22 protein-coding genes and 1 riboswitch are annotated in these 22,879 nt (G+C 69.5%); of the genes, 13 read left to right on the top strand and 9 right to left on the bottom strand.

Annotated features, from left to right (window positions below; translation table 11 throughout):
• Nucleotides 1–19: 19 nt before the first annotated feature.
• Both ACZ6SF_RS08025 and ACZ6SF_RS08030 read right to left on the bottom strand, forming a co-directional pair.
• Entirely contained in the window at nt 20–838 is an 819-nt protein-coding gene (locus ACZ6SF_RS08025) for a mycofactocin-coupled SDR family oxidoreductase (protein WP_466061229.1), read from the bottom strand.
• Between the two features lie 80 nt (nt 839–918).
• On the bottom strand, nt 919–2,034 hold the full coding sequence (locus ACZ6SF_RS08030; protein ID WP_466061375.1) for a cytochrome P450: 1,116 nt from the start codon (nt 2,032–2,034) through the stop codon (nt 919–921).
• Nucleotides 2,035–2,413: 379 nt separating this feature from the next.
• Between ACZ6SF_RS08030 and ACZ6SF_RS08035 the strand changes: the two genes are divergently transcribed.
• The gene (locus ACZ6SF_RS08035) at nt 2,414–3,052 is read left to right on the top strand and encodes an HD domain-containing protein (protein WP_466061230.1); all 639 of its coding nucleotides are present in this window, start codon (nt 2,414–2,416) and stop codon (nt 3,050–3,052) included.
• Nucleotides 3,053–3,061: 9 nt separating this feature from the next.
• On the opposite strand, the gene ACZ6SF_RS08040 is transcribed toward ACZ6SF_RS08035, so the two are convergent.
• Nucleotides 3,062–4,372 (bottom strand): aminotransferase class V-fold PLP-dependent enzyme, encoded by a 1,311-nt coding sequence (locus ACZ6SF_RS08040; protein WP_466061231.1) that lies wholly within the window; start codon nt 4,370–4,372, stop codon nt 3,062–3,064.
• Between the two features lie 45 nt (nt 4,373–4,417).
• Nucleotides 4,418–4,531, bottom strand: a riboswitch (SAM riboswitch).
• 196 nt (nt 4,532–4,727) lie between these two features.
• Between ACZ6SF_RS08040 and ACZ6SF_RS08045 the strand changes: the two genes are divergently transcribed.
• On the top strand, nt 4,728–5,789 hold the full coding sequence (locus ACZ6SF_RS08045) for an LLM class flavin-dependent oxidoreductase (RefSeq protein ID WP_466061232.1): 1,062 nt from the start codon (nt 4,728–4,730) through the stop codon (nt 5,787–5,789).
• Between the two features lie 17 nt (nt 5,790–5,806).
• On the opposite strand, the gene ACZ6SF_RS08050 is transcribed toward ACZ6SF_RS08045, so the two are convergent.
• The 4 genes from ACZ6SF_RS08050 to ACZ6SF_RS08065 form a co-directional block, all read right to left on the bottom strand.
• Entirely contained in the window at nt 5,807–6,838 is a 1,032-nt protein-coding gene (locus ACZ6SF_RS08050) for an aldo/keto reductase (protein WP_466061233.1), read from the bottom strand.
• 106 nt (nt 6,839–6,944) lie between these two features.
• Entirely contained in the window at nt 6,945–7,772 is an 828-nt protein-coding gene (locus tag ACZ6SF_RS08055) for an NADPH-dependent oxidoreductase (RefSeq protein WP_466061234.1), read from the bottom strand.
• Between the two features lie 91 nt (nt 7,773–7,863).
• Nucleotides 7,864–8,514: a nitroreductase family protein gene (locus ACZ6SF_RS08060; RefSeq protein ID WP_466061376.1), complete on the bottom strand. Its 651-nt coding sequence runs from the start codon at nt 8,512–8,514 to the stop codon at nt 7,864–7,866.
• Nucleotides 8,515–8,604: 90 nt separating this feature from the next.
• On the bottom strand, nt 8,605–9,225 hold the full coding sequence (locus ACZ6SF_RS08065; RefSeq protein WP_466061235.1) for a TetR/AcrR family transcriptional regulator: 621 nt from the start codon (nt 9,223–9,225) through the stop codon (nt 8,605–8,607).
• A gap of 105 nt (nt 9,226–9,330) precedes the next feature.
• On the opposite strand from ACZ6SF_RS08065, the gene ACZ6SF_RS08070 reads away from it, so the two are divergent.
• From ACZ6SF_RS08070 to ACZ6SF_RS08100, 7 genes are all read left to right on the top strand, one after another.
• Complete coding sequence (locus tag ACZ6SF_RS08070) at nt 9,331–10,014, top strand: SGNH/GDSL hydrolase family protein (RefSeq protein ID WP_466061236.1); 684 nt, start codon at nt 9,331–9,333, stop codon at nt 10,012–10,014.
• Nucleotides 10,015–10,120: 106 nt separating this feature from the next.
• Nucleotides 10,121–10,831 (top strand): oxygen-binding di-iron domain-containing protein, encoded by a 711-nt coding sequence (locus ACZ6SF_RS08075; RefSeq protein ID WP_466061237.1) that lies wholly within the window; start codon nt 10,121–10,123, stop codon nt 10,829–10,831.
• 87 nt (nt 10,832–10,918) lie between these two features.
• On the top strand, nt 10,919–11,557 hold the full coding sequence (locus tag ACZ6SF_RS08080; RefSeq protein WP_466061238.1) for a class I SAM-dependent methyltransferase: 639 nt from the start codon (nt 10,919–10,921) through the stop codon (nt 11,555–11,557).
• A gap of 115 nt (nt 11,558–11,672) precedes the next feature.
• A complete protein-coding gene (locus ACZ6SF_RS08085) occupies nt 11,673–12,602 on the top strand; it encodes an ABC transporter ATP-binding protein (protein WP_466061239.1) in 930 nt (309 codons plus the stop codon).
• Nucleotides 12,599–13,450, top strand: a complete 852-nt coding sequence (locus tag ACZ6SF_RS08090) for an ABC transporter permease (RefSeq protein WP_466061240.1) — start codon at nt 12,599–12,601, stop codon at nt 13,448–13,450. Before ACZ6SF_RS08085 ends, ACZ6SF_RS08090 begins: the two co-directional genes overlap by 4 nt.
• Nucleotides 13,440–13,682, top strand: a complete 243-nt coding sequence (locus tag ACZ6SF_RS08095; RefSeq protein ID WP_466061241.1) for a helix-turn-helix transcriptional regulator — start codon at nt 13,440–13,442, stop codon at nt 13,680–13,682. The genes ACZ6SF_RS08090 and ACZ6SF_RS08095 overlap by 11 nt, the downstream gene beginning before the upstream one ends.
• 82 nt (nt 13,683–13,764) lie before the next feature.
• Complete coding sequence (locus tag ACZ6SF_RS08100; protein ID WP_466061377.1) at nt 13,765–14,988, top strand: lipase family protein; 1,224 nt, start codon at nt 13,765–13,767, stop codon at nt 14,986–14,988.
• A gap of 27 nt (nt 14,989–15,015) precedes the next feature.
• Here ACZ6SF_RS08100 and ACZ6SF_RS08105 read toward each other — a convergent pair whose 3' ends face one another.
• Together ACZ6SF_RS08105 and ACZ6SF_RS08110 are read right to left on the bottom strand one after the other, a co-directional pair.
• The gene (locus ACZ6SF_RS08105; protein ID WP_466061378.1) at nt 15,016–18,270 is read right to left on the bottom strand and encodes an arabinosyltransferase domain-containing protein; all 3,255 of its coding nucleotides are present in this window, start codon (nt 18,268–18,270) and stop codon (nt 15,016–15,018) included.
• 780 nt (nt 18,271–19,050) lie between these two features.
• Nucleotides 19,051–19,308, bottom strand: coding sequence for a hypothetical protein (locus ACZ6SF_RS08110; protein WP_466061242.1), 258 nt, complete (start codon nt 19,306–19,308; stop codon nt 19,051–19,053).
• A gap of 18 nt (nt 19,309–19,326) precedes the next feature.
• Between ACZ6SF_RS08110 and ACZ6SF_RS08115 the strand changes: the two genes are divergently transcribed.
• From ACZ6SF_RS08115 to ACZ6SF_RS08130, 4 genes are all read left to right on the top strand, one after another.
• Nucleotides 19,327–19,983 (top strand): hypothetical protein, encoded by a 657-nt coding sequence (locus ACZ6SF_RS08115; protein WP_466061243.1) that lies wholly within the window; start codon nt 19,327–19,329, stop codon nt 19,981–19,983.
• 233 nt (nt 19,984–20,216) lie between these two features.
• On the top strand, nt 20,217–21,050 hold the full coding sequence (locus ACZ6SF_RS08120) for a GntR family transcriptional regulator (protein WP_466061244.1): 834 nt from the start codon (nt 20,217–20,219) through the stop codon (nt 21,048–21,050).
• Nucleotides 21,051–21,102: 52 nt separating this feature from the next.
• Nucleotides 21,103–22,539: an amidase gene (locus tag ACZ6SF_RS08125; protein WP_466061245.1), complete on the top strand. Its 1,437-nt coding sequence runs from the start codon at nt 21,103–21,105 to the stop codon at nt 22,537–22,539.
• A complete protein-coding gene (locus ACZ6SF_RS08130; RefSeq protein WP_466061246.1) occupies nt 22,536–22,697 on the top strand; it encodes a hypothetical protein in 162 nt (53 codons plus the stop codon). Before ACZ6SF_RS08125 ends, ACZ6SF_RS08130 begins: the two co-directional genes overlap by 4 nt.
• Nucleotides 22,698–22,879 lie beyond the last annotated feature (182 nt).

Raw genomic sequence — 22,879 nt, forward strand, 5'->3', positions numbered from 1 at the left:
CCGGGCCGCGGTGGTATCGCTACCGCTTGTTCAGCTGACCGGCATCGACCGGAACGACCGTCCCGGTGATATAGCGGGCGTCATCGGAGACGAGCCAGGCGATGGCATTGGAGACGTCGAGCGGCTCCACCAGGTCGACCGGCATCGCGTTCGACAGGGCCCGCGCCAGTTCCGGTGCCCGTTCCATGATCGCCTGCAGATCACCGTCCGCCGCCATCGGCGTGCGCACCGCCGTCGGCGCGACACTGTTGACCCGGATGTGATGCGGGGCGAGGAAATTGGCCCAGGACCGCATCAGCCCGACCACCCCGTGCTTGGCGGCGGTGTAGCCCAGGAATCCGGCCGTCGGGATACCGACGCCCATCAGCCCGCCGGTGGAGCTGGTGAGCACGATCGACCCGCCCTGCCCGCGTTCGAGCATCGAGGGAATGGCGACGCGGCCGGTGTTCCAGACGCCCTTCAGGTTGACACCGATGACCTCGTCCCATTCGTCGTCCTCGGCAGCGACCGCGCCGCCCGCGCCGATACCGGCGTTGGCCAGCACGATATCGACCGGTCCCAGTTCGGCGACGCCCTCCTCGAAGGCCTGTTTCAGTGCGGCGAAGTCCCGGACATCGGCTTTGCGGGCGACGATCCGCCGACCCAGTTTCTCGACCTCACGCACCGTCTCGTCGAGTTCTTCGGCGGTGCCCATCGGATAGCGCACCGTTCCCAGCTGTTCGCAGATATCGACCGCGATCACCTCGGCGCCCTCCTGCGCCAGCCGGATGGCGTGGCTGCGGCCCTGACCGCGAGCGGCGCCGGTGATGAAGGCGACCTTGCCGTCGAGCTTTCCCATACTTCTTCTCCTCGCGGAATATGCGGTACACGCCGGCGGCCGGTGGGCCTCCGGCCCGGTGCGCTGACCGGCGACGCCGGTCAGCCGACCGTGAGCGGCAGGCTCTCCCAGCCGCGCATGGTGGAGGTCGAGGACAGTTCGGGCGCGTCCGGATCGATCTGCCAGGACGGGAAACGGAGCAGGAACTCCTCGAGCGCCACCCGGGCCTCGAGCCGGGCCAGCGACGCGCCCAGGCAGTAGTGGGTTCCGAAACCGAAGGTCCGCAGATTGCTCATCCGGCGGTGGATATCGAAACTGTCGGGATCGGTCCAGCGGTCCTCGTCACGATTGGCGGAGGCGACCAGCAGCATCATGGCGCTGCCGGCGGGTACGGTGCGGCCGTAGAGTTCGACATCGGCGGTGACGTACCGGGCGAGGGCGTGGCCGGTGGGTTCGAAGCGCAGGGTCTCCTCGATCGCGTTCGGGATCAACCGCGGATCCTCGGCCAGCTCCGCGCGCTGTGCGGGGTGGCGGGCCAGCAACCAGCCCAGCCAGCCGATGAGGCGGGCGGTGGTCTCGTTACCGGCGCCGGCCACCACCGAGACGTAGGTCAGGATCTCCTCGCGCGTCAGGGTGCGTGTCACGCCCAGGGTGTCGACGAATTCCGCGCGCATCAGCTCTGTCATCAGATCGTCGGAGGGATGGTCGGCGCGCCAATCGATGTATTCGGCGAAGAAGTCGGCGTTCGGGATGGCCCGATCCGATATCTGCATCTGCTGTCCCGGTTCGGTGCGCAGATTGGCGTCCGCGCGGTCACGGACCGCCTGCTGATCGGCCTCCGGAATCCCCAGCAGCATCCCGATCACCCGCATCGGCACCTCGTTCGCGAAAGCCGTCATCAGATCGAATTCGCGCGCACCGGCCAGCCGGTCGAGCGCACGCGTGCACAGGGCCCGGATCTGCGGTTCGAGGGCGAGCACCCGGCGCGGTGTGAAAACCCGCGCGAGCAGTGCCCGGTGGATGTCGTGGGCCGGCGGATCCTCCATCAGCAGAGTGCCCGGTGGGATCTGCACGCCCGATTTGATGATCTCGAGGATCGGGCCGCGCGCCGAGGAGAAGGTCTGCCAGTCGAGCAGGGCGCGATCGATATCGTCGTAGCGGGTCAGGACGTAGAAGTCGTGCCGATCGTTGTAGTACAGCGGCGAGTGCGCGCGCATCCGCCGGTAGACCGGATAGGGGTCCCGCGCGATATCCCGGTCGAAGGGGTCCCAGTAGACCGGTTCTTCCTGAGGCACTGGCGAACTCCTTCGATCGCTTCATGCGGTCCGCGGCGCACGGGCGTGGGCGCTCCGGCGATTCCCTCGCTCGCGAATCGTGGCTCTCGTACTCAGAAAGTCAGATTATCTAGTTCGAAGTCTTGATATGCGTAAATCGACAATTCGATTCTCACACCACCCGGGACCACGGCTTTCCCCTGCCCGGACCCGGCCGTATGCTCGGAAGCGGTTCTCGGGCCGGGCCCTCGGCCCGCGTCGGTGAGTCTGCGCAGTACAGGTAATCCCACGATCTCTAGGCACCCGACCCAGGAGCATCGTCATGACCGAGCGCATCGCAGGAATCACGATCCCCGACAGCGGGCTCGTCGCGGAGGCCACCGAACTGGTCCGCGATACCGCGCCGCCGCTGCTGTTCCACCACTCCCGCCGGGTCTACCTGTTCGGGATGCTCCAGGGCCGGCGGCGCGGCCTGGAGCCCGACCCCGAACTGCTGTATGTCGGCGCCCTGTTCCACGATCTCGGGCTGACCGACAGATACCGCACCGCCGACCGGCGCTTCGAAATCGACGGTGCGGCAGAAGCGCGCCGTTTCCTCATCGATCACGGTATCGATGCCGCGTCGGCACAGCGGGTGTGGACCGCCATCGCGCTGCACACCACACCCGGCGTTCCCGAACATATGGAGGCCGAGATCGCGCTGGTCACGGCCGGAGTCGAAACCGACGTGCTCGGAATCGGCTACCGGGATCTGGACCCGGCCGATATCCGGGAGGTGGTGGCCGCGCATCCGCGGCCGGACTTCAAGAAGCAGATCCTCGCCGCGTTCACCCACGGTTTCGCCGACCGGCCCGACACCACATTCGGCACCGTCAACGCCGATGTGCTCGCCCACTTCCTGCCCGGTTTCCGGCGTACCGATTTCGTCGAGGTCATCGAGAACAGTCCCTGGCCGGAATGAGCGCCGATCTCAGACGCAGGGCGCGGCGCCCGCCGCCCCGCCGGCGGTCAGTCCCGGGCGGGTCTCCGGCACCGGATCCCAGTGTCCGCCCACACCCGTGTAATGCCAGGCCGGACCGTCGGCGACCAGGGCGCGCACCGCGTCGAGCAGCCGGTCGACATGGGCCTCGGTGGTACCCAGCCCGATACTCGCGCGCAGACCCGCCTCGATTCCGAACCGCGCCAGCAGCGGGTGGGCGCAGAACCGGCCGTCCCGGACGCCGATCGCGTGTTCGGCCGACAGATACGCCGCGACCCGGCCGGGCTCGTACCCGGCCACCGTGAAGGCCACGATCCCGACACAGTCGCCGGTATCCGGCCAGATCCGCAGGCAGCGCACGCCCGCGATATCGGCCAGACCGGCCCGCAGCCGTCCGGTGAGCGCACGCTCCCGGGTCTCGGCCGCATCGCGGGATTCGGCCAGTGCGTCGCAGGCGGCGGCCAGGGCCGCGGCCCCCAGGACGTTCGGTGATCCCGCCTCGTGCCGGTGCGGCGCGGCCGCCCAGCTCGCACTGTCGGCCGTCACCTCGGTGACCGCGCCGCCACCGGCCAGATACGGCGGCGCCGCGTCGAGCCAGTCGCGCCGGCCGGCGAGCACGCCCGCGCCGAACGGCGCATACAGTTTGTGCCCGGACAGTGCCAGATAGTCGATACCGGCGGCCCGCAGGTCGATCCGCCGGTGCGGCGCCAGCTGCGCGGCGTCCACCAGGATCCGCGCCCCGCACTGATGGGCCAGCGCGGCGAGCCGCTCCAGCGGCAGCACCTCGCCGGTCACATTCGAGGCCCCGGTCACCGCGAGCAGCGCCGCGGGTTTCGCGCACAGTTCGGCGGCCAGCCGGCGCAAGGTCTCCTCGACGGTATCCGCGGCCCGCACCACCCGGCGGCCGTGCCGCTGCCACGGCAGGAAGTTCGCGTGATGTTCGATATCGAGCACCACGGTATCGCCGGGCACACAGCTCGCGAGCAGATTCAGCGCGTCGGTGGTGTTGCGGGTGAACACCACGACCTGATCGGTATCGCAGCCCAGGAACCGGCCCACCGTCTCCCGCGACGCCTCGTAGCACCGGGTGGAGATCCGCGAGGCGTAACCGGCGCCCCGGTGCACGCTCGCGTAGTAGGGCAGCAGTTCGGCGACCCGCGCGGCGACGCCGGACAGAGCGGGCGCGCTCGCCGCGTAGTCGAAGTTCGCGTAGTCGAGTTCACCGCCCTGTACCAGCGGCACCCGCAGGTCGTCGCCGGTCACCCGGGCGGGGGCGCAGGTGGGGTCGAGTACAGCGGTCATCGGGCAATCCCTTCGTGGAGGGACTCCGGAGCCATCGGAGAACGGAGTCCGCGCTTGCCGCGCTCGGTCGAGCCGCGGCCCGGTCGTCACCCGGGGCACCCCACCGCGGAGGAGGGTTGCCGGCCAGCAAGCCGGGGCTTGACGCTGGCACTCATGACCTGATCCGAAACCTTTGCAGACACCTCGCGGGCTTGTCAACCGCGCCGCACCGTGCCCGCGCGATCCGCCCGGCACCGGGCCGTCGCCTCCTTCGGATCACGGTGATCGAGTCCGTGGACCCGGAAACTTCGGCGGCGCACCATATCCCGTGCGGCCACGAGTCGCCGTTGGTCATCCGCCGCCGACCCCCAGGAATATGCCGATGAGCGCCGAATTTCTCTGGTACATCCCGAACCAGGCCCGGCCCGGGCATCGCGGCGAACCGGTGACCGACGATCACAACAGTATCGGGACGCTGACCACCCAGGCCGAAGCGCTGGAACAGCACGGATGGACCGGTGCACTACTCGGCACCGGCTGGGGCCGGCCCGACACCTTCACGGTCGCGACCGCGCTCGCCGCCCGGACCACCACCTTCGAGCCGCTAATCGCGGTCCGGCCCGGTTATTGGCGCCCCGCGCATTTCGCCTCCGCCGCCGCGAGTCTCGATCACCTCACCGGTGGCCGGGTGCGCGTCAATATCGTCTCCGGTAAGGACGATCTCGCCGCCTACGGTGAAAGCGAGGACGACCAGGCGGACCGCTATGCCCGCACCCGCGAGTTCATGCAGCTGGTCCGCCGGTTGTGGACCGAGGACAACGTCACCTATCGCGGTGACCACTACCGGGTCACCGATTCCACCGTCGAACCGCGGATCGCCGCGCGACCGGGCCGGCCGCATCCGCTGCTGTACTTCGGCGGCGCGTCGGCGGCGGCCGAACGCGTCGCCGCCGCCGAAGCCGATGTGCAGTTGTTCTGGGGCGAACCCCTGTCCGGCGTCCGCGAGCGGATCGACCGGCTGCGCGCCCTGAGCGACGAACTGGGCCGCCGGCACGCGCCGCTGCGATTCGGGCTGCGGATCACCACCTTCGTCCGCGATACCACCGAACAGGCCTGGGCCGAGGCGGAAGCGAAGGTCGCCGCGATGGCCGCCGCGTCCGGCGCCGCGCCGCGCCGCCACGCCGCGGTGGGCCAGCAGCGCCTGCTCGACCTCGCCGCGCGCGGTGAGGTCCTCGACGACAACCTCTACACCACCCCCGGCACGGTCGGTGGCGGCGGCGCGGCCACCACCTGGCTGGTGGGCTCCGCCGAGGATGTCGCGAAATCGCTGCGCCGCTACCAGGATCTCGGCATCACCCATTTCGTCCTGTCCGATACTCCGTACCTGCGGGAGATCCGCCGGCAGGGCACCCGGCTCCTGCCGCTGCTCCGCGACTGAGCCGGGTACAGGGCCGATCAGAGATTCAGTCCGGTGCCGTGGATTCCGTGTTCGTCGATCAGCGCGAGTTCGTCGTCGGTGAGTTCCGGGAAATCCACCGCGGCGATATTGTGATCGAGCTGCGCGGTACTGCTGGCACCGATCAGCGCAGAGGTGACCTCCGGCCGTCGCAGCACCCATTGGAGGGCGAGCTGGGCCAGCGACTGCCCCCGGGCCGCCGCGAGTTTCGCGAGTTCGGCGGTCCGCGCCCGGTAGGTCTCGTCGATCACATCCGGTGACAGGAAGGTGCTGTTCTGCGCCCGCGCGCCGTCGGGGATACCGTCCAGGTATTTATCGGTGAGCAGGCCTTGGGCCAGCGGCGAGTACACGATGACCCCGAACCCGTCCTGGTCGGCGGTCTCCAGCAGGCCGTTGCGCTCGGGCCGCCGGTCGTAGATCGAGTACCGGGCCTGGTGGATGAGCAGGGGGACACCGGCCGCGCGGAGCAGTTCGGCGGCGGCGTGGGCGCGTTCGGGCGGATAGTTCGAGATCCCCACGTAGAGCGCTTTACCCTGCTGGACGGCCGAGACCAGCGCGCCCACGGTCTCCTCCAGGGGCGTACCGGAATCCGGGCTGTGGTGGTAGAAGATATCGACATAGTCGGTGCCCAGATCACGCAGGCTGTGCTCGAGCGAGGTGAGCAGCGATTTCCGCGAACCGCCCCGCAGGTAGGGGCTCGGCCCGATCGGGTTCCCGGCCTTGGTCGACAGGATGAGTTCGTCGCGGTAGCGCGCGAGATCGGCGCCCAGAACGCGCCCGAAGTTCTGCTGGGCGGCGCGATGCGGCGGACCGTAGCGGTCGGCGTTGTCGAAATGGGTGATGCCGAGATCGAAGGCCCGCAGGATGATCTCGCGCTGGGTCGCGGCGGAATAGTCGCTGCCGAATTTCTGCCACAGACCGAAGGAAAAGGCGGGGAGGTCGAGACCGGAATTCCCGGTGCGCCGGTAGGGGATTCTCTCGTATCGGTTACCGGCGGCGGTATAGGACAGGTCGTGGGGTCCGTAGCTCATCACACCAGTCGACCACCCGCCGGCCCGGCGGGCGATGGGTCCGCTCAGCCTGATCGAAACCACGCCGGGTCTGCCACGACCGGGCCGGCTAGGGGGAAGGGACCGGTCAGCGCAGCGGAAAACCCCGGGCGGCCAGCGATTCACGCAGACGGTCGCGCCCTTTGAGCGATTCCGCCGACGCGAGCCGGGCCAGCACCCGTTCCGACCACGAGTGCGCAAGATCCTGTTCGGCGTAGAACTGCGCGATACGGCGTTCGTACTCGCTCAAATGCTCGCGCCGGCCGTCCGCGGAATAGGTCTCCTCGTGCAGGACCGCGGCCTGCGGCAGGCGTGGTTTCACCCGGGCGCCCTCGGCCGGATCCGGGCGCCCGACCACCAGACCCACCACGGCGAATACTCCTGCGGGCAGCGCCAGTTCGGCCGCGACCTGTTCCGGATTGTTGCGGATCGCCCCGATGTACACGGTGCCCAGCCCCAGGGATTCGGCCGCCACCACCGCGTTCTGCGCGGCCAGCGCCGCGTCCAGGAACGCCACGTAGCTCGATTCGAGATAGTCGGCGCCCTCCAGTGGCGCGCCGCGGTCGGCGGCCAGGCCGCGCAGCCGGGCGAGGTCGGCGGTCCACACCAGTAGCAGCGGCGCCTGCCGGATCTGTTCCTGATCGCCGGCCAGCGCGGCGATCCGGGCCTTGCGCTGCGGATCACGCACCGCCACCACACTCCACACCTGGAGATTCGAGGAGGTGGGCGCCGATTGGGCCGCCGAGACGAGCAGTTCCAGCACGCCGTCGGGCAGGGGTTCGGGCAGATAGCGGCGGACGGAGCGGTGCTCGTGCAGTACCTGCAGCACCCGGTTCCATTCGGCGGGTGCTGCAGGGGCGGGATCGCGGTAGCGCTCGGCCACCACCAGGTCCGGAGACGGCGCGGTCTGGGTCATGGGGTCATCCTCGCCGCCGCGCGCCGACCGGTCAGCCATTGCCCGCACCTCGAGTCCAACACCGGCGCCGCTCCCCCACCCGCACGCGCGATTACCAGCCGCCGACGTGGACGATACGGTCCAGGTCTTTGCGGGGAGCCGGTTTGAACTCCGTGCCCAGGGTGTACGCGACCGGGATCAACGCACCCTGGGAGACCTTGTCGTACGGAATCCCCAGCACCTCGGCGGCCTCCCGCTCGTACTGCAGATGCAGTGTGGTCCACGTGGTTCCGAGTCCACGCGACCGCGCCGCCAGGCAGAAACTCCACACCGCCGGGAACAACGACGACCAGTACGACGCGCTCCGCACACTGGAAGCCTCGTCCACCCGGCCCTCCTGGCACGGGATCAGCAGGGTGGGCACCTCGCCCATCTTCTCCGCCAGATACGTCGCCGAACTCGCGATCCGCTGCCGGGTGACGTCGGCGGCGGTGTTCCCGCCGGGTTGATTGCCGGGAAAACTCGCGGACGCCGCGTACTGCTCGAACGCCCGCCGGTACAGTTCACCCAGAGCCCGGCGCTGTCCGGCGTCGGTGACGACCACCCAGTGCCAGCCCTGACTGTTCGAGCCGCTCGGCGCCTGCACCGCCAGTTCCAGGCATTCGCGGACGACCTCGAGGGGGACCTCACGGTCGAGGTCGAGGCGTTTGCGCACGGCGCGGGTGGTGGACAGCAGTTCGTCGGTCGACAACTCCAGCTCTATCGGCACATCGGCCCTTTCCGCGATTCGGGTACGGGGTCTCGGGCCGGTGCACCCGGCCCGCCCACAGGCTAGGCGACGCCGGGCACCGCCCTACTCGGCCGCCGCGTCCGGCACCGTCAGCAGCCGGTCGATGATGCGCCGCGCGAACGCCACCCGGGCCTCGTCTCCCAGCTGATGGGCGGTGTTCGCGGCACCGGCCACGGCGTCGAGTTCGAAGGCGAATTCGACCGGGTCGCGGCCGGACAGCGCACCGCCCTCCTGCGCTTTCCCGATCTCGCCGGCCAGGAACCGGAGCCACTCGTCGTGGTCGGCGGCCACGGCGTCGCGCACCGCGCCGGGCCGGCTCTCGAATTCGGCCAGGACCGCGGTCCGGAAACAACCACCGGGAAACGGCGGGTCGGTGAGGTAGTCGAGCCAGCGGTCGATCAGGGCACGGACCCGGGGCAGGCCGCGCGGTTCCCGCAGGCTCGGGGTGACCACCCGATCGAGGAACACCTGCCGCCCGGCCCCGACCGCCGCCAGTTGCAGGGCCTCCTTGGTCTTGAACAGGGTGGCGATACCGCTCTTGCTGATCCCGAGATCGGCGGCCAGACGGCCGATACTCACGCCGTTCAGCCCTTCGACCGACGCCATATCCGCGGCGTGGCGCGCGATCGCCGCGCGGGATCGCGCCCCCTTGGCCAGGCGCTGATCGCCGGTCGTCTCCACCATGCGCCCCATTCTGACATTCCCGTCTTGTGAATACGAACGATCGGTCGTATTTTTGTTTACGAACGTTCGTACTTCTTTATCGGCGACGACACGACCGGAGCAGCCATGACCGACCACCTCGCCCATACCGAACTCGACGATCCGATGCTGATCTCGCCGGACACCGCACGCGAACTGCTGGCCGGAGCCCCGTGGCGCCGGTACGCGGTGCTCGGGGACTCCCTCGCCCGGGGCACCGGAGACCCCAGCCCCGGCTACCGCGACATCGGCTGGGCACAGCGCGTCGCGGAGACACTGGCGGCCGCGGTGCCGGACTCGGAATACCTGAACACGGGCCGGATCGGCGCCACCTCCGGCCAGGTGATCGAAGACCAGCTGGCCCGGGTGCTGGAATTCGGCCCGGACCTCGTCCACATCTCCTGCGGCGGCAACGATCTGTTCGGGCCGGGTGGTGACGTCACGACCCTCCGCGATAATCTCGAGGCCCTGTTCGCGGCGCTGGCGACAACCGGTGCGCAGCTCTGCACCTTCACCGTCGCCGATGTCTGGGGAACCGACCGGATGGCGCCCATGCGCGCCATGCGGGACCGGATGGCCGAGCTCAACGCGATCGTCCGGGATATCGCACTGCGCTACGACGCCGTCACCGTGGACTTCTGGGATCATCCCGTCCGGCACCGGCCCGATCTGATGAGCGCCGATCTCATCCATTTCACGACCAGCGGCCACGCGGTGGTGGCGACGGAGATGATCCGCGCCCTGTCCCGGCGTATCGCCGTGCCGCAGTAGAATCGGAACCGGTTACCGATACGCGTTCCGTCGCCCGGATCCGGGTACACGCACCCGGATCCGGGGATTCCGCAGCGGGGGCCGGATCTACCCGGGACAGTCACTCATGCCACTCCGAACAGACGAGATCGCCGACGGCATCTACCGCTTCTCCACCTTCGTTCCCGATCTCGGACCCACCGGATTCACCTTCAACCAGTTCTTCGTCGACGCCGACGAACCGCTGCTGTTCCATACCGGGATGCGGGCCCTGTTCCCGGATGTCTCGGCGGCGATCGCGCGGATCCGGCCGGTCGAGCAGTTGCGCTGGATCACCTTCGGGCACGTGGAGGCCGACGAATGCGGGGCGATGAACCTCTTCCTGGCAGCCGCTCCGCACGCCACGGTCGCGCACGGCGTCCTCGGCTGCCAGGTCTCGCTCGACGATCTGGCCGACCGCCTGCCGCGCCGGCTGGACGACGGGGAGGTCTTGGATCTCGGCGGGCGCCGGATCCAGCACTTCGATACCCCGCACGCGCCGCACAACTGGGAATCGCGGGTGCTCTACGAGCAGACCACCGGCGTGCTGTTCTGCGGCGATCTGATGACGCAGCTGGGCGACGGGCCCGCCGTCACCGGCGCCGACCCGGTAGGGCCCGCGGAACAGGCCGAGGACGTCTTCCACGCGACCTCACTGGGACCCGCGGTTCCCGCCGCGCTGCACCGGCTCGCCGCACTGCGTCCGGCCACCCTCGCGGTGATGCACGGATCGAGTTTCACCGGTGACGCCGCCGGGGCGCTGCGTGATCTCGCGACGGTCTACGAACAGCGGATGTGATCGCGCCCGGGGCGCCGCGGTGGCCGGGTACGGCCCGTACAGTCCGGTACCGGGCAGCCGCCCCGGGCGCCCGGCGAGGAGAGACCGATGAACGCGCACACCCCACAGGACCGGGTCCGCAACCGGTGGGAAGAGCTCACCGCCGCCGATCCGTCCCATTCGCAGTGGTACGTGCAGCGATTCCGCACCCTGGCCGCCGAGGGCCACGACATCTTCGGTGAGGCGCGGTTGATCGACGCGATGCTGGGGCGGCGCGGGCGAGTGCTCGACGCGGGCTGCGGCCCGGGGCGGCTGGGCGGGCATCTGCACAACGCGGGCCACTCGGTGGTCGGCGTGGACCTCGATCCGGTGCTCATCGCCGCCGCGGAGGCCGACTATCCGGGCCCGCGGTGGCTCGTGGGCGACCTCGCCGTTCTCGACCTACCCGCCCGCGGTATCGAGGCCGGTTTCGATGTGATCGTCTGCGCGGGCAATGTGATGACCTTCCTGGCACCGGACACCCGGGGCGCGGTCCTGGCCGGATTCACCCGCCATCTGGCGCCGGGCGGGCGGGTGGTCACCGGGTTCGGCGCGGGTCGCGGCTACGACTTCGACGAGTTCCACGCCGATGCCGACGCCGCGGGTCTCACCGCGGACCTGTTGCTGTCCACCTGGGATCTGCGCCCCTTCTTCGCGAACTCGGACTTCCTGGTGGCGGTGTTCTCCCCCACGTCCCCGGACGCCTGACCGTCCGGCCGCGACCCTCCCGAACTGTCCAGAACGACCAACTCGGAGCATTGCCGCTCTCGAATGTAGTAGGTATGCTACAAATCATCGAAGGATGATTACTCGGGAGGTTCTCATGACTTCGACCGGCGACCTGGTACTCGAGGTCGACGCCCTGCGCATGCGCTACGACACCACCGACGTACTCCGCGATGTGTCCTTCCGGGCGCGCCGCGGCGAAGTGCTGGTGATGCTGGGCCCCAACGGCGCGGGCAAGACCACCACCCTCGAAATCCTCGAGGGGTTCCGCGCGCGGTCGGCCGGTCGCGTGACCGTGCTCGGCACCGACCCCGAACACGGCGGCGAACAGTGGCGGGCCCGCATCGGGGTAGTCCTGCAGTCGTGGCGCGATCACGCCAAATGGCGGGTCCGCGAACTGCTGGGCCATCTCGGGGAGTTCTACCGGCCCTACTCCACCGACCGGGTCCGCAAACCCTGGGACACCGCCGAACTCATCGAGCTGGTCGGGCTCACCGAACACGCGGACGCCGCGATCGGCACACTCTCCGGCGGTCAGCGCCGCCGCCTCGATGTCGCGATCGGCGTCGTCGGACGGCCGGACTTGCTGTTCATGGACGAGCCCACCGCCGGCTTCGATCCCGCGGCCCGGCGCGATTTCCACGATCTCGTGCACCGGCTCGCGGATCTCGAGAACACCACGATCCTGCTCACCACCCATGATCTCGACGAGGCGCAGAAGATCGCCGACCGGATCCTCATCCTGGCGGGCGGGCGGATCATCGCCGACGGATCACCCGACGAACTGTCGCGGTCGGTATCCGGCGATTCCGAAGTGCGCTGGACCGTGGACGATCAGCGCTTCGTGCACACCACCACCGAATCGGCGAAATTCGTCCACGAACTGTTCGAGCAGTACGGCGATCAGGTCGGCGAACTCGAGGTCCGCCGTGCCTCTCTGGAAGACACCTATATGACACTGGTCCGCCGGCACGAAGCCGGCAAGGCCGGTACCGAGGTCCACACGCTCGCGGAGGTCACCCGATGAATCCCACCGCATACGCCGTCCGCGCCGGGCTGGTCCGCGGCCGGATCGAACTGCGTCAGATGTTCACCCACGTACCCGATCTGCTCGGCCAGTTCCTCACTCCCGCCATCTCCCTGGCCGCGCTGTATCTGCTGCGCGATCGCGACTACGGCGCCAGCGGGTTCTCCATCGCCGAACTGGCCGTCCCCGGTCTGCTCGGCAGCATCATCGCCTTCAACGGACTCTATGCCCTCGCCACGGTGATGACGCTCGACCGCGAGGACGGCACCGTCCTGCGTGCCAAGAGCGCACCGCACGGGATAACGGGCTATTTCGTCGGCAAGGTCGTCGCCGCCGCGGGTTCGGTCGTGGTGCAGGTTCTGGTCATCCTGCTCGCGGGTGCACTGCTCATCGGCGGAACGGCACCGGACTCACCGGGCGCGTGGGCGACTTTCGCCTGGGTCCTGCTACTCGGCCTGCTCGCATCCCTGCCCGCGGGGGCGATCCTCGGTGCCGTGCTCGACGGAGCCCGCTCCACCTTCCTGCTGTCGATGCCGCTCATGGGACTCATCGCCATATCCGGCATCTTCTACCCGATCACGGCGCTGCCGGGCTGGTTACAGGTCGCGGCCCAGGCGTTCCCGATGTACTGGGCCGGGCTCGGGATGCGGTCGGCGCTGCTCCCACCCGACGCGGTACACGTCGAGATCGGCGAATCCTGGCGGCATGCCGAGACCGTGGCGGTACTGGGCGCCTGGGCCGTCGCCGGCCTGATCATCGCGCCGGTAGTGTTGCGCCGCATGGCACGACACGAGTCCGGTTCGCGAATGGCCGCGCGCCGCGAGAAGGCGATGCAGCGTGCCTTCTGAGGTCATCTACAACCGCATCGCGATGCTGCGCGCCGAGCGCGGCATCTCGCGGCGGCAACTGGCCGAGGCGCTGAGCGTGCACTACCAGACGATCGGATACCTCGAACGCGGGGAATACAGTCCCAGTCTGCACCTGGCCCTGCGGATCGCGGCGTATTTCGAAGTGGCGGTGGAGATCGTGTTCTCCACCGAACCTTTCCCACGCCTGGGATCGGGCGCGGAATCGGCCTGAACGCGGTGGACACGACACACAACAATCAGCGACCGCATTTCCCGAATCCGCGCGGACCTGCCGTAATACTTATCGCGTGCAGATTCCGACGATCGATCGAAATCTAGTCGTACTCACCATCGGCGCACTACTCCTGGGCAGTCTCACCGTACTGTCCGGGACCGGTGCGCCTCCAGCCGCCGCCGCCCCCGTGTATCCGGCACCCGATCCCGACCCGTTCTATTCGGCGCCCGCGGATATCTCGGATAAATCTCCGGGCGAATTACTCGATTCCCGGGTGATGCCGCCACTGCCCATATTTCCCGGCACCACCGTGACCCTGGTGAAATTCCGGTCGAACAATTCCCGGGGACTGCCGATCGCGGCCACCACCACGGTGCTCACTCCGCAATGGCGCGCTCCGGACGGACCGTTGCTGTCCTATCAGCACATCATCAACGGCCTCGGCGCCCAGTGCGCGGTCTCCCGGGTCCTCTACACGCCCGACCCCACCCTGCAGGTTCGCGAGGCGGCCGCGCTCAACGCGGTACTGGCCCGCGGCTGGAGCGTCGCGCTCCCCGACCACCTCGGCCCGACCTTCGCCTACGGCGCGGCCCGGCTGGGTGGACAGATCACCCTCGACAACATCCGCGCGGTGCGGGCGGCCGGGCTCGGACTCCAGAACAGCCGGGTCGCCATGGCCGGGTACTCCGGTGGCGGGATGGCGACGGCCTGGGCGGCCGCGCTCGCCCCGCGCTACGCCCCCGAACTCGAGATCGCCGGCGCCGCGACCGGTGGCGTGCCGATGAATCTGGTGCGCATGCTCGAGGCGGTCAACACCGGTCCGCATCCGGCATTCGGTCTCTTGATGGCCGCCGGTATCGGCCTGGAACGCGAATATCCCGACCGTTTCCCGATCAGCGAATCCATGAACGTGCGGGGCCTCTCCGCCCGCAACACCGTCGCCAACGGCTGCACGAACGAGATACTCGCCACCGGCGCCGGCCGCAGCATCGTGGAATACGCGAGCAGTATGTCGATGGTGACCGATCCGGACGCCCGGGCCGTCGTTGAGGAGAACAGCCTGGAGTTCTTCGACGGAATCCCGAATATGCCCATCATCGAATGGCATTCGGCCTCCGACCCGTTGATTCCGGTGGATTCCATCCTGCGGACGAATCGTCGCTACTGCGCGGCGGGAGTCCGGGTCCAAGCGGAGAACACGCTGTCCCCGGAACACCTGTCCGCGGCCGTCCTCGGAGTCCCGCAGGTTCTGTGGTGGTTGGAGGGCCGATTCCGCGGCGACCCCGCGCCGTCCAACTGCTGACCGGGCGGCACGGGGCCTACACCGCGTCTACCAGTCGACGTTGATCGGCCCGGGGCTCCACAGTCCGGAGTGGGTTTCGCGGCCGACCTCCGGAATCCCCGGGCGCGCGGCGGTATCGAGCGGGGTCAGTCGTTGCAGCTGGCCCCAATCGTGGCTCCAGTCGTCCTTCAGATAGGTGGCCAGCGTCTGCGAACGCAGCAGCTGCCGGCTCCATCCGAGCGGGCCGCCACCGTCATGGCTCTGCCACAGGTTGGTGGCATTGGCCAGCGGGCGATCGGGCAGGATGCGCCAGCCCGGGGCCTGGGCGATCCCGTGATTGTGATCGAACGGCCGCTGACACGGGAACTGCAGACCCACCGCCCAGTCCAGCAGCACCGGACTGTCCGACCCGATCAATTCGTCGACCGTGCGGGTCTGCGGGATCCGCGGCGGCGTCAGCGCCATCCACTGCTGCGGATCGAGTGTTTTGTCCGCGGCCACGATCCGCACCACATCGGCCTGGTCCGGGATCTGGTCCAGCGGCACCCGCAGGTTCCGCCAGGACGGCGTGGGTCCGATATCGATGGGCATCACCGTTCCCAGCGACCGCGCGGTGGTCGCGGAATCCGCGACACCGTATTCGATATCCACCGGCTGGCCCGGCATCACCGAACCGTCCTGCGTCACGGCCCGGAACCGGCCCGCAGCCGTCAGCGCGAGAACGCCCGCACGGTCGGCCGGTGCGGGCAGGCGGTACCAGCCGGTGGTCAGCTCGGCCGATTCCGTCTGCCCGACACTGCCCAGCACCGGCGTGGTGGGCGCGAGACCGAAGGGCAGCGGGTCGCCGCCGGTCTGTGTGCTGGTACCGGTGGCCGACGAATCCTTGAGCGACGCGGCGATACTGTCGTCCTCGTCGTCGGACCCCTCCTTGTCGTCGTCGGAGGTGACATTGCCGACCCCGCCGGGCACGAACCCGGTCGCGCCGGCGGCGAAGGTCTCGGCCGGGCTTCCGGTCAGCGGGGCGAGCATGGAGGCATTCGGGTCGGTTTCGACCAGAACGTCCTCGGCCAGGCCACAGGGTTTACCGCGCAACGCGTCGATATTCGAGCGGGCCAGCGAGAACGCCGGATACTGGGTCGCCGCCGCGGTGGCGAACGATCCCACCTGGAAGATCACGATCAAGGCCGCGGCCACGGTCAGCGGTGGAATCTTGATCAGCCGCCAGGAACGCACCGATACGCGATGCGGTGTTCCGGGTTCCGGTGCCCGCACATGCCACCACGCGGCCAGCGCCAGGCACAGCACCGCGATGGTCAGGAAGATCTGGCTCAGGCCCACCCCGGCGATCTCCGGCGGGGTGTTCCACCACGGGATACCGTGCCCGGAAGCGTAGAACCATTTGTTGACCCCGGTGAAGATCTGGGCCAGGGCGATCGCGACGATGGCGGCGAACAGCGCCCGGTAGCGCGGGGCGCGCATCACCTTCGGACCCACGGCCACCGCGGTCACCACCGCCACGGCACCGGCCAGGCCCGCGAACACACCGTTGTGATGGGTGAACTTCGTGGGGACGGTCGCCATCAGCAGCATGGCCCCGAAGGTGATGCCCAGCAGGCGTTTCGCCGGGCCGGACGCCACGAACGGCATCCGCCCGCCCTTGCGCAGGATCACGAACGCGCACACCAGCAGGCCGAGCCACATCGCGACCACCCCGAACCGGCGGCCGATCGAACCATCGGCGGTGGGCGTGAACAGCCGCTGGTAGGCGAGGTAGTCGTCGTACCACGGCACCGCCGGCCCGACCGCGTTGTGCACCCGCGTCATCTCGAACATCGCCGACAGCGGCTGCACGCCGAACGCGAAGACGAGCACCAGGGTGCCCGCCGCGGCCAGCGGCGCCAGCAGCGCGCCGTAGACCGTCCACCGGACGGTCCGGGAACTGCGGCCACTCCCCGCGATCTCCGCCGCCCGCCGGACCCCGAACCGGACCACCGACCGCGCGCCCGCCAGCAGCGGCGCGAGACAGATCACCCCCGACGGCGCCGCGGTGAGGCTGAAAGCCGCGATCAGGATCGCCACCGCATACGGCAGCAGCCGCTCGGTCGCGATGGCGCGTTCGACGAAGACCCAGGTGAGCAGGACGGCGGCCGCGATGATCGGCTCGGGCCGCAACCCGTTGTTGTAGGGCAGCCAGATGGCGAGGAAGCCCAGGGCGCCCGTCGCCACCACCACCCTGTCGTGGCGCAGCCGGATTCCGAGCCGGGGTATCACCTCCCGGCTCAGGGCCAGCCAGGTGAGCACGGCCGCCAGCAGGGTGGGCAGCCGCATCCAGGGGCTGGCCGTACTGATCTCGGTCATATGGGCGATCACGTCGTAGGGCGGCGTGCCGACCGGGTTCTCCGGGACCCCGAAGAACCGGAAGTAGTTGGCCATGTACCCGGAGACCAGCGAGGTCCTGGCCATCCCGAACTGGTAGCCGTCGTCGGAGGTGGTCGATCCGATGAAATGCCACAGCAGCAGCGTCCCCAGCACCACACCGTCGATCACCGAGAAGGTCCGCCAGCGTTGCGGCAGCAGGCAGCGCAGCCCACCGCGGCCCGACCGGTCCAGCCGGTACAGCGCCCCGAGCGAGATCACGGCCAGGACGACCGCCAGCACGGTCGCGGCGCGTTTGAGCAGTGTCGGCTCGACCGAGAACCGGCTGTCCACCTCCACGCTCGCCGATGCGCCCCCGGAACTGCGCAGATCACTGAACACCCCGACCACCTGCGGCCGGAAGTCACCGCCCAGGAACACCGGTTCGATACCCGTTCCGGTGAGTTCGGCGGTGGTGGAGGTGTTGTCGGAGTGCACGGTGAGGACCGCGTCATCGAGTTCGTCCACCGGCACGCTGAACACCGATTGGCTGCGCAGCACCACTTCGAGCCGGGCCGGCTCCCGGCCCGGGCCCGGCTGCACCCGGGCGACGAAACCGTACTTCTCCAGATCGGGCGCGCCCGCGGGCATGGTCGCCACGGCCTGGCCGCCGCGATCGGCCAGCGTGCGCAGCGCCGGGCCCGGGACGGTGGCATCGAAGGTCCGCGGCGCGTACGACACCAGCGGCGCGCTGATACTGCGGGTCGAACCCTCCTGCGGCCAGGTCAGCGTGGTCTTGTCGACGTGCACCGGTAACAGCGGTACGGCAACGGCCAGCAGGGTCGCGAACAGGCCTCCGATCAGGGCCACCCACCCCGCCCATCGCCCGCGCCGGGGCCTGCCGGCCCGAGGTTGCTCGCCCGCGGGCGCCTCGTCCGCTCTCACCATCGTGTCCGTCACGGGGGGCGATAGTATCGTGACGTATTTGTAACGGGAGAATTCGGGCGAGAAATTCACGATGCGGCCGGATCGTCCAATACTCCTACAGCCTCTCTACCTGCATAGTTACTCGATAGGCCTATTTCGCGGCCACGCCGGACCGATGTGAATCCCGCCGGACGGCGGTGCGATTCCGATATCGGCAGCCGGGCCGCGCACCGGATCACCCTTATTCCCCCGGCAATTCTCCACGAAGGCTCGAAATGCCAGCGGATACCGCATTTCGACCGCCGATCACGCGGACCGGGCAATTATTCGGCGAACAACATGCGGTTCGCATATTTCGGGCCTTCCGGGGGCGCGGGGTCCGGAATCGGCGACGGCGTCCGGGCTCCGTGCGCGCCCGGCCCGCGAGGTACTCGCCGGACCGGGCGCTCGGACAGAAGCCGTACGGGGCGTGAGCATTTCGCAGATCCAGGCCTCGCCGGCGACCAGGGCGCGCGAGCTCGCACAGGACGTCACCCGCGACCATCCGGACCGGAATCGGCGAGCAGGATTGAAATCACGCCGGATTGGGTAATCCAATGCACTCGGATTATCACGGCATAATGATCGCGCCCGGTGATGTGGTAGCTAATCGCATTCCACGCGAATACGACTATTCCTCCGATCAGGGCGGTCCGCATCTCCGAGCGCAGTGATCGATATCCCATGCGGCCATATCGCCGGGCGCCATCGGGCGAATAACCACCGGACCCTCGATTCCATTGCGCGGCGGTGGCCGCCTTTTCAGTTTCGGGTGCCGCGCCCCGGAATCCGGCGCCGGAAGAGCGCGCGCATCCGTGTCCGCAGCCGCGTGAGCCGGGATTCGGTCTCCCCGGCGTCCGCGGTCTCCTCGGCCGCCGCCTGCGCGAACCGGGCGTGCAACTGTTCGCGGACCTGATCCGGTGTGTAGGCGCGGCGGCGCCGCTCGGCGCGCACCACCACCGCACCGGTGGCCACCACACCGGCCGCACCCGCCAATCCCAGTACCTTCCACCACCTCATACGCATAGGCTACGTTCCATGGCGGGTGCGGGCATCGATCTCGATCGGGCTGTCGAGATCACCAGAACGGGCGATATCTGGCTGTTCCGTGGACATTCCACGGCCGACCGGATGATTCGGATGACGACGAACAGTCCGGTCAACCATGTCGGGATGTCGGTGGTGATCGACGATCTGCCGGCGCTGATCTGGCACGCGGAACTCGGACGTTCGCTGCCGGATATGTGGTCGGGCACCGCGCACCGCGGCGCGCAGTTGCACAATCTGCGCGACGCGGTTCTGGTGTGGGCCAACCGATACGGTCAGCAGGCCTGGTTGCGCCAGCTCGAGCCACCGGCCACCGCCGGGATGGAGGACGGCGCGCTGCGCACCGTCGCACGTCTCGACGGCACCCCCTTCCCGTCCACCGCCACCCTCGCCGGGCGCTGGTTCCGCGGCCGGATCCGGTTACCGCGCCGCCACTCCCGCCGGCCCGCGGCGCGGGAGGTGGAGAACGCCTACTGCGCGGAGATCGTGGCGGCGACCTATCAGGCGATGGGATTGCTCCCGCAGAACCGCGACCCCGACTGGTACGACCCGGGCCGCTTCTGGAGCGGCGACCGGTTGCGCCTCACCGGCGGTCACACCCTCAGCGGCGAGATCGCGGTCCGCGTCCCGGACGAACCACCGGCCTGACCGGCGCCGCACCGCCCGCGCTCCGGGCCACCGCGCCCGCCGGCGCGCGACCCGCGTAAGTCGCTCGCAGACCCCGGCCCCGCCCGCGCGCCTTCGGGTGTGCGCCGCGCAACCAGTCGCGCGGGTACCGGAAAGCGCAGGTCGGAGCCGTGCGATCCGGCGAACGCCGGGCGTAACCGGACGTTTACGCACGATCCTTGTCGCGTAACCGGGTGCGGTCGCACCCTTCGGATATGCGCCACACCGCCGAATCACGCGAACGCCTGGACCCAGGTGACGCGGCCCGCGACCGTCCGGTCTTCCGGGACCAGGTCCGCCGCCTGCTACCGACCTCGGGACAGCTGACGGCCCGCCGGTTGCGTGATCTGCTCCGCGCGGAGCTGCGCGCGGGCGCGTTCGGTTCCGGCCGGCTGCCCGGTGAATCCGATCTCATGGCCCGGCACCGGGTCTCCCGCGATATCGTCCGGGCCGCGCTGGATCTGCTGCGCCGCGACGGCCTGATCGAACGCAGGCGCGGCCTGGGCACGGTGCCGATACGCGAGGAATACGTCGTGGCCGGCGCGCTGCCGCCCGCCGGCCGGTCGCTCGAACAGCATCTGGCACTCGGCCGGATCACGCCGCGGCTGTTGCACTGGGCGTGGGCACCGGCGCCGCCGGTGATCGCCGGACGGCTCACCGGCGTCGCCGAAGGCGCCGACTGTCTCTGTATCGAGTACGTCCTGCTGCTCGACGAACGGCCGATCTCCGTGTTCACCAACTATCTGCGCGCCGCCGAGGCCGCCGGTGTGGACCAGTCGGCGTTCCGCGACGATTTCTACACCCTGCTGCATACCGGCGGTATCGATATCAGCGCCTGCGATGTCGGCGTCCAAGCCGGTGCCGCCGACGACTGCGCCGCCGCTCTCCTGCACGTCCTGCCCGGCGAACCGGTGCTGCTGGTCGAACAGACGATCCGCGACCACACCGGTGCCGCGGTCGACTACGCGCTCGGCACCTGCCGGGGCGAGATCCAGCTCGCGATCGGCGGTATTCCCCGTATCGACGTCACCGCCGCGCTACGCGCCTGACCACCGGCCGGACCGGCCGCGCACACCCCGACCCGCCGCAACGAGGAGATCCATGACCACCGCAGTACCCGCCACCACCTTGCCCACCCTCACCGCCGCCGCACATTCACTGCGGGAGCGGGAGGTCACCGCCACCGAACTCGTCGAACAGGCGATCGCCGCGGCCGATGCCGCCGACGAGGCGATCGGCGTCTACCTCACCCGGTTCGACGATCACGCCCGGGCGGCCGCCGCCCGGGCCGACGAGAAGATCGCGGCGGGCCTGCCACTGGGACCGCTCGAGGGAATACCGGTGGGTGTCAAGGATATTCTCGCGCATTCGCGCGGCCCCACGACCGCCCAGAGCCTGGTGCTGGACCCCGCGTGGGGCGCGGCGACCGGCGACTGCGCGGTGGTGCGCAGGCTGGAACAGGCCGGGGCGATCATCACCGGCAAGACCACCACCATGGAATTCGCCATCGGGGCACCCGATCCCGGCAAACCGTTCCCGGTACCGCGCAACGCGTGGGATACGGCGCGCTGGGCCGGTGGATCGAGTTCGGGTTCGGGAAGCGGTGTGGCGGCCGGGATGTTCTGCGCCGCGATCGGCACCGATACCGCCGGCAGTATCCGTATCCCCGCGGCGTTCAACGGGATCACCGGCCTGAAACCGACCTTCGGGCGGGTCCCGAAATCCGGGGTGGTGCCCCTCGGCTACACACTGGACCATATCGGCCCGATGGCACGCACCGCCGCCGATTGCGCGGTCGTCCTCGCCGCCCTCGCCGGATACGACGCCGCCGACCCCTACAGCGCGCCGGCGCCGATCGACGACTACCCGGGCGCGCTCACCGGTGACCTGCGCGGCGTCACCATCGGCGTGGACGATCTCGACCGGTACGCCACCGGCGGTATCGACCCCGCGCAGCCGGAACTGTTCACCGCCGCGGTGGACGCGCTGCGGGACGCGGGGGCGAAGATCGTTCCCGTCGAGCTGCCCATGTACCCGGAGCTGACGGCGATCGATATCGTCGTCATGCTGGCCGAGGCGCACGCCTACCACCGGGAGGACCTGCGCACCCGCTGGAGCGACTACGGCCGGCCGACCCGGATCATCCTGGCGGGCGGGGCCGGAGTCGGCGGTTCCGATTACGTCCAGGCACAGCGGGTCCGGCAGATCGCGCGGCAGCGGATGGCCGAACTACTGGGCACCGTGGATCTGGTCGTCACCCCGACCGGTCATCTCGGGGCCCCCGCGCTCGCCGAGATGGACCCGCTCGATCCGCTCGGTGTGCTGCCGTCGCTGCACACGCCCTATTGGAACCCGCTGGGCAATCCCACGCTGGCGGTCCCGATCGGGCTGTCGGCCGCCGGCACCCCGCTGTCGATGTCGATCTCCGGCGCGTACTTCGCCGAGGCCGCGGTGCTGCGGGCCGGTGACGCCTTCCAGCGCCGAACCGGCCACCACACCCGGACTCCGGGCACCACGACCACAGGAGGAAACCGATGACCACCACCGGAGCGCACGAGTGGACCGACGATCCCGAGGAGACGGCCGCGGTCGAGGCCATGTACCGGGTCGTGACGGAGATGGCGCAGGCACTGCACGCCGTCACCGGCGCGCGCTACGCCGATCCGAGCGGCGGCCACCGGGTGGGCCCGGCGTAGCGGCGGATCGGTCGATGAGCATCCGGAACAGCGGAAAGCCCCGGCGCCCCGCGCGCCGGGGCCCGACACGTCGCCGCGGCGCCCGCGCGCGGGCGCGGGCGCCGGTAAGCTGAACGGCACCGTGACCAGGTGATCACTGGTTCTCGCGACGCCGGAGCAGCCCGTCGCGGAAGCCGCTCCGA

It is taken from the genome of Nocardia sp. NPDC049935 (genome assembly GCF_055586645.1).